The following is a 6,917-nucleotide window of genomic DNA, read 5'->3' on the forward strand; positions in this document are numbered from 1 at the left end:
CCGCGGTCGGATCTTGTCGCTTCCCGGCGGGTGAACGGTCGATTCCGGTCGTACCGTCGGAACCATGACGCAGCGGGCGAAGATCGACACGGACAGCGGCGGCACCCGGGACACCCCCGCCGAGGCCGAACCGCCCGTCGTCCACCGCCCCGCCGGACTGACCTCCGCCGAGGTCGCCGAACGCGTCGCGCGCGGCGAGGTCAACGACGTGCCCGTCCGCAGCTCGCGCTCCGCCACCGACATCGTCCGGGCCAACGTCTTCACCCGCTTCAACGCGATCATCGGCGTCCTCTGGGTGATCATGCTGATCGTCGCCCCGATCCAGGACAGCCTCTTCGGCTTCGTGATCGTCGCCAACACCGCCATCGGCATCGTCCAGGAGCTCCGCGCCAAGAAGACCCTCGACGGGCTCGCCGTCATCGGCGAGGCGAAACCCACCGTCCGCCGCGACGGCCGCGCCACCGGGATCTCCACCTCCGAGATCGTCCTCGGCGACCTCATCGAGCTCGGCCCCGGTGACAAGGTCGTCGTCGACGGCGTCGTCGCCGAGGCCGACAGCATGGAGATCGACGAGTCCCTCCTCACCGGCGAGGCCGACCCCGTCGTCAAGCGCCCCGGCGACCCCGTCATGTCCGGATCCTTCGTCGTCGCCGGCGGCGGCGCCTTCACCGCCACCAAGGTCGGCCGGGAGGCCTACGCGGCCCAGCTCGCCGAGGAGGCGTCCCGCTTCACGCTCGTCCACTCCGAGCTGCGCTCGGGCATCTCCACGATCCTCAAGTACGTGACGTGGATGATGGTGCCGACCGCGATCGGCCTGATCATCAGCCAGCTCGTCGTCAAGGACAACGACCTCAAGAACTCCATCGCCCGGACCGTCGGCGGCATCGTCCCGATGATCCCCGAGGGGCTCGTCCTGCTCACCTCGGTGGCCTTCGCCATCGGTGTCATCCGGCTCGGCCGCAAGCAGTGCCTGGTGCAGGAACTGCCGGCCATCGAGGGCCTGGCCCGGGTCGACGTCGTCTGCCTCGACAAGACGGGCACGCTCACCGAGGGCGGCATGGACGTCACCGAGGTCCGCGTCCTGAACGGCGCCGACGAGGCGTACGTGCGCAAGGTCCTCGGCGCCCTCGGCGAGTCCGACCCGCGGCCCAACGCCTCCCTCCAGGCCATCATCGACGCCTGCCCGGACGCCGAGGAGTGGCGCTGCGTCGAGGCGCTGCCCTTCTCGTCGGCCCGCAAGTACAGCGGCGCGGCGTTCAGCGAGGGCGACGGCGAGGAATCCACCTGGCTGCTCGGCGCCCCCGACGTCCTCCTCCCGCACGGCGACCCGAACCTCGCGGAGGTCGACCACCTCAACGAGGAGGGCCTGCGGGTCCTCCTCCTCGCCCGCACCGTCCACGAGCTCGACTCCCCGGACGTCGCGAAGGACGCCCGGCCCACCGCCCTCGTCGTCCTCGAACAGCGGCTGCGGCCCGACGCCGCCGACACCCTCGCCTACTTCGCCGACCAGAACGTCGCCACCAAGGTCATCTCCGGCGACAACGCGGTCTCCGTCGGCGCGGTCGCCGGCAAGCTGGGCCTGCCCGGCGCCGACCACACCGTCGACGCCCGCACCCTGCCCGCCGACCGGGAGGAGATGGCGACGGTCCTCGACGGCAGCGCGGTCTTCGGCCGGGTCACCCCGCAGCAGAAGCGGGACATGGTCGCCGCGCTCCAGTCCCACGGACACACCGTCGCCATGACCGGCGACGGCGTCAACGACGTCCTCGCCCTCAAGGACGCCGACATCGGCGTCTCCATGGGATCCGGCTCCGAGGCGACCCGGGCCGTCGCCCAGATCGTCCTCCTGAACAACTCCTTCGCCACCCTGCCGTCGGTGGTGGCCGAGGGCCGCCGGGTCATCGGCAACATCACCCGCGTGGCGACCCTCTTCCTCACGAAGACCGTCTACTCGGTCCTCCTCGCGATCCTGGTGGTCGTCAGCCAGATCGAGTACCCCTTCCTCCCGAGGCACCTGACCCTGCTGTCCACCCTCACGATCGGCGTCCCGGCCTTCTTCCTCGCCCTCGCCCCCAACAAGGAGCGCGCCAAGCCGCACTTCGTCCGCCGGGTCATGCGGTACGCGATCCCCGGGGGCGTCGTCGCGGCGACCGCCACCTTCACCACGTACCTCCTCGCCCGCCGGCACTACACGGGCGCGGACGCGCTGGGCGCCGAGACCAGCGCCGCCACCCTCACCCTCTTCCTCGTCTCCATGTGGGTCCTCGCGATCATCGCCCGCCCCTACACCTGGTGGCGGATCGCCCTGGTGGCCGCCATGGGCGGCGCCTTCCTCCTCGTCCTCGCCGTCCCCTGGCTCCAGGACTTCTTCGCCCTCAAGCTGGTCGGCACCACCATGCCCTGGGCGGCCGTCGCCGTCGCCGCGGCGGGCGCGGCGCTCCTGGAGGCCGCCTGGCGCTGGGTGGACCGCCGGTTCCCGGCCTGACGCGGCGCCCGCCCGCGCCGCGCCGACCGGAACCGGTCAGTCGAACCAGCGGTCACGGGCCAGCTCGTCGGTGCGGGTGGGGTCCTCCAGGAGGGCGGCCACCTCGAAGCGGCGCGGCCACTGGCGGGTGGCCCAGGCGAGGGCCGCCGCCACGCCCTCCAGGGTGGCCGCGTGCAGGGTGCCGTCGGGGGTGAGGCGCCAGTCCAGTTCGGTGCCGCCCGCGCGGAGCTCCTCGTGCTCCACGTAGGTCGCGGGGGTCGACGGGCCGAGGAGGGCGTGGACCGAGGCCGGGACCTCGTGCACCTCGCCGTCCGTGGTGACCTCCGCCCGCACGGCCCCGCTCAGGCGGCGGACCTGGAAGAGCTCCGCGAGGTCGGCCGCCCGGGACGGGGAGACCGGCAGGAGCGGCAGGCCGGCGGTGAGTGGAAGGAGGTCGGGGGCGTCCGCGACCAGCGCCTCGGAGGCGTCCACGACGACCAGCTCGCCGTCCACGACCGCCCGCAGCTCGTCCGGCAGCGTGACCTCCTCCGGGTCCAGGTCCGCGAGCGCCGTGTAGAGGGCGTGCAGCTGGGCGGCGGAGACCTCGCGGGACGGGTCCGCGAGCCGGGCGAGGAGTTCCGCCGCGCCGCCCGGCTCGTCGAGGAGCGCCGCCACCGAGGTGCGGACGCCCAGGGCGCGCAGCACCTGCTCGTCGTCGAAGCCGGTCGCGTCGGCGGAGTCGTACAGGCCGGCCAGGAGCGGGTCCGAGCCCGCCGCCCGCAGGCCCGCCGGGCGGCGCCCGCCGAGGACCGGGTGGTCGCGCAGCCACCACGCCGTGTACGGGCGGACCGTCTGCGTCGTGCCGTCCGGGAGGAGGACCCGCACGGGCTGGATCAGGGCGTCCCGGTACGGCGGCCGCGCGAGGAGCGCCAGCGCGTGCGGCCAGGCGTCGTCGTCGACCAGGTCCAGGTCCCGCACGGCCACGATCTCCGTCGCCACCGGCGGCACCGCGGTCGCCGGCAGCTGGTCGAGGACGTCCTCGCACCACACGTCGACCGCTTCGAGCAGCCCCGCGTCGTCCGGCTCCGGATAGTCGCCCGCCCGGGGCTCCAGGTCGTCCGGGTCGAGGACCAGGTCCGTGGCGCGGACCAGCGCGAAGTCCGCGAGGACCCCGCAGGCGGCGAGCGGGCGGGTGCCCCAGCGGTCGGCCAGCTCACCGTCGACATAGGCGAGTTCGCCCTCCCGCATGACCGCGGCGAACGGCGAATGCGGCATGACGAGCTCCCCCGCCGGGGCGAGCTCGCCCTCGTCGTCGGGAAGGGCCAGCGCCCCGAGCCACGGCTCGTCACCGGGCTCGAGGTCCGCGTCCCGCACGAGACCGAGGACGATCTCCACCAGCTCGTCCGCGTCCAGCTCCGGCGCGTCCAGGTCCCACATGTCGGCCGACTCCAGGGAGTGCGCGACCGCCCCCCGCACCTGCGGGGTCGTCAGGACGGCGTGCGGCGTCGCCGGAAGCGCCCCCAGCTTCTCCAGGAGCGGGTGGACGGCCTCCGGGTGCGCCACCTTCAGGCCGAGCTTCGACAGCCGCGCCGGAGTGCCCTCCTGCGGCAGCAGGACCTGGCGCGGCCCGATGACCGTCCGGCCCGAGTCCAGCGGCACCGGCAGCCCCGTCAGCCGGTCCGGGTCCACCCCGGCGAGCGAGTCGTAGAGCCGCCGCCACCACTCCGGCGCCCGCTCCACGCCCGCGAGCCGGTCCACCGCCTCCGTCAGCGGCACCCGGCCCACGCCCAGCGTCCGCAGCTCCGGCCGGCGCTCCAGGCCCGCCGGAAGCAGCCCCGGGAACACCTCGGCGAGCACCGCGACCGTCTCCGCGCCCGCGCCCTCGACGGCCTCCGCCTCGATCGGGCGCAGGGCCGGAAGGTCCTCCGTCGGCGCGGCCGGCGCGAGGAACGCGACCCGCGGCAGCCGGTCCAGGATCGCCTCGCGCAGCGCCCCGTCGAGCGGCCCCTTGCCGAGCGGGCCCGGTACGAGGTCGAGCGCGCCGCTCGTCACCGGCCGCCAGTCGGCGAGGAGTTCGGCGTACGCGTCGGCCGCCCGCTGCACCAGGAAGTCCGTCAGCGGCCCCGGTGCCGGGTGGCGGCGGGCCGTGTCCAGCGGCAGCGAGGCGATCAGCAGGGCGGGGATGCCGAGCGGTTCGTCGGTCGGCGTCGGCGCGTGCACGACGGGCGCGGTGCGGGGGTAGCGGGGGGCGCCGGCCTCGTCCACGGGGACGGCCCAGGTGACCGACCAGTGCGGGCGGAGCCGCTCCTCGACCGGGCGGTCGGCGAGCAGGCCCGGGTCGAGCGGGCCGGCGTGGCCGACGGTCCGCCACCGGTTCGGGCCCTCGGCGGCCGAGTCCTCGATCCGCACGTACCCGTCCTCCTCGGAACGGGTCAGCGTGCGTACTCCGTCCGGGGTCTCCACGACGATCTCGGAGAGACCCGGAAGGGTGAGCAGCAGCGCGTCGTCGACGGCCGCGAGGAGCCGTTCGGCGAGGCCGTGCGCGGCGGCGTCGCGGAGCGGCAGGACGACGACCGTGTCGTACCCCTCCGGCGCGGTGCCCTCGGCGGGCATCGGCAGCCGGAGCAGCGGTACGTGGCCGTCCCTGCGGCGCATCTCGTCGCCGAGGCCCGGGACGTGGCGGGCCACGTCGGCGGTCATCTCGCGGGCCTCCGCGAGGGACCAGCGGACGCCGCCGTGCCGGCCCAGGACGGCGGGCTCGTCGGAGACGGCGAGGACGGCGGCGAAACCGACGCCGAAGCGGCCGACGGCCGTCGCCGTGTCCCGCTCGGCGCGCTTCGCGGAGGCGCGGAGCGTGGACAGCGACTCGACGCCGGTCGCGTCGAGCGGGGCGCCGGTGTTGGCGGCGGCCAGCACGGCCGGACTGTCGGCGTCCGCCGGGTGCAGCGTCAGCCGGAGCCGCCCGGTCGCGGCGCCGCGGGCCGCGGCGTCGGCGGCGTTCTGCGCCAGCTCCACGACCAGGCGGTCGCGGTAGCCGCCCAGGGCGAGGTCCTCCTCGGCGTTCGCGTCCTCGCGGAAGCGGGCCGGGGAGGCGGTCCAGGCGTCCAGCACCCCTCTGCGGAGCCGCGCGGTGCCGAAGGGGTCGCTGCCGTCGGTCGTGGTCCGGACGGTGACACTCACGTGTGACTCCACTCTGCTGTTTCCGACCTTCGGTCCCGCGCCGAAGTTACCGCGCCCCGCCCGTGCCGCCGACGACCCCTCCGAGAACCCCCGCGTCCCGTGCCGAACGGCCGCCGAAACGCTCCGCTCACGGGTCCTTTCGCGCCTCCGGGGCCCGTGCGGGCGGGATTCGGCCGTGCTCCGGGCCGGGGGTGCGGGCGGGCCGGTGATCGCGGGTGCGGGGCGCGCCGCCAAGGCCGGGCTCGCGCCCGGAAACCCTCCATGGGCGCGCCCGGCGGTACCTCGCGCCGTCCCGGGCTCGCGTCGGCGAGCTCGCTGCGGGCGCGCCACGCACCGTGTGGGCGGGCGTTCCGCGGGGCGACGGGGGTCCCCCTGCTCGAACGGAGCCGAGGGCTCGGGGGAGGGTGGGCACACCCACGGTGCGGCCTCGCGTGTGCGGGGCGTTCAGGCGCGGGAACCTGGGCCCGGTGCGGGGCGCCGTTCCGTTGTGCCCACCCGTTCCTCCCCCGAGGACTTCGTCCAGGGGGACCCCCAAGCGGAACGTATGCCCACGACGGGGGCACTGAAGGGCGCCGCCCCGGGGCGCGCGGCTCCGGCCGGGTGCCGGGCCCGGGCGGGCGCGGCACCCGGGGGCGTCAGGAGTGGCCCAGGTCGGCCGTGGTGGTGTCTTCGGGGAGGATGCTGCCGGAGTCCGTGGGGGGACGGAGGGGGAAGGGGTCGACCGCCGTGGAGTCCAGGACGGGCTCGGCCGGGCGCGGCGGGGTCGGCATGACGGCCGCCTCGGAGTGCCCGCCGCAGCCGTACGCGAGCGAGACCACCCGGCCGTCCGCCGGGGACAGCTCGTTGGCGCAGAGGCCGAAGGACTGGCTCAGCGAACCGGACAGGGGGATGAGGAAGGCGCAGGACTGGCAGGTGGCCGGCGCAGCCTGGGCCATCGGCGTGCGGGGGCCGAAGGAGTCGTCCCAGCGGTCGGCGGCGAGCCGCAGGCCGTAGCGGGAGAGGACGCGGGGCCGGCCCATGCCGAGCTCGTCGGCGACGGCCGCGATCGCGCCGCGCGTCGGCGCCCGGTCCGTGATCTCGGCGTCCTCCGCGTCGAGGTGGTCCGCGAGCTCGGAGGAGACGGCGGAGTTCGGCGGCGGCGCGTCCTCGCCGGTGTAGCCGGGTTCCAGGCGCGGGTCGTCCTGCTCGGTGGGCAGCAGGTCGCCGGGCCCGAGGTCACCGGGGCGCAGCCGCTCGCTCCACGGCACCCATTCGGGCGCGAGGAGGGCGTCGG

The 6,917-nt window shown here is 75.5% G+C and carries 3 protein-coding genes; 1 reads left to right on the forward strand and 2 read right to left on the reverse strand.

Going from position 1 to position 6,917, the window contains the following annotated elements; translation table 11 throughout:
* The first annotated feature begins 64 nt into the window (after nucleotides 1-64).
* Nucleotides 65-2,485, forward strand: coding sequence for an HAD-IC family P-type ATPase (locus IE245_RS33650; RefSeq protein WP_189954676.1), 2,421 nt, complete (start codon nucleotides 65-67; stop codon nucleotides 2,483-2,485).
* Between the two features lie 36 nt (nucleotides 2,486-2,521).
* Here the strand turns inward: IE245_RS33650 and IE245_RS33655 are convergent, their stop codons facing one another.
* Entirely contained in the window at nucleotides 2,522-5,656 is a 3,135-nt protein-coding gene (locus tag IE245_RS33655) for a sacsin N-terminal ATP-binding-like domain-containing protein (protein WP_189954678.1), read from the reverse strand.
* 623 nt (nucleotides 5,657-6,279) lie between these two features.
* On the reverse strand, nucleotides 6,280-6,917 hold a 638-nt coding region (locus IE245_RS33660), incomplete at its 5' end, for a DUF3027 domain-containing protein (protein ID WP_229851940.1).

Source organism: Streptomyces roseolus, assembly GCF_014649855.1.
GTDB classification, from domain to species: Bacteria; Actinomycetota; Actinomycetes; order Streptomycetales; family Streptomycetaceae; genus Streptomyces; species Streptomyces roseolus.

What these genes read in the sequence shown, in the direction of transcription:
- IE245_RS33650 (WP_189954676.1), top strand. Translation starts at nt 65, where the DNA reads ATGACGCAGCGGGCGAAGATCGACACGGACAGCGGCGGCACCCGGGAC.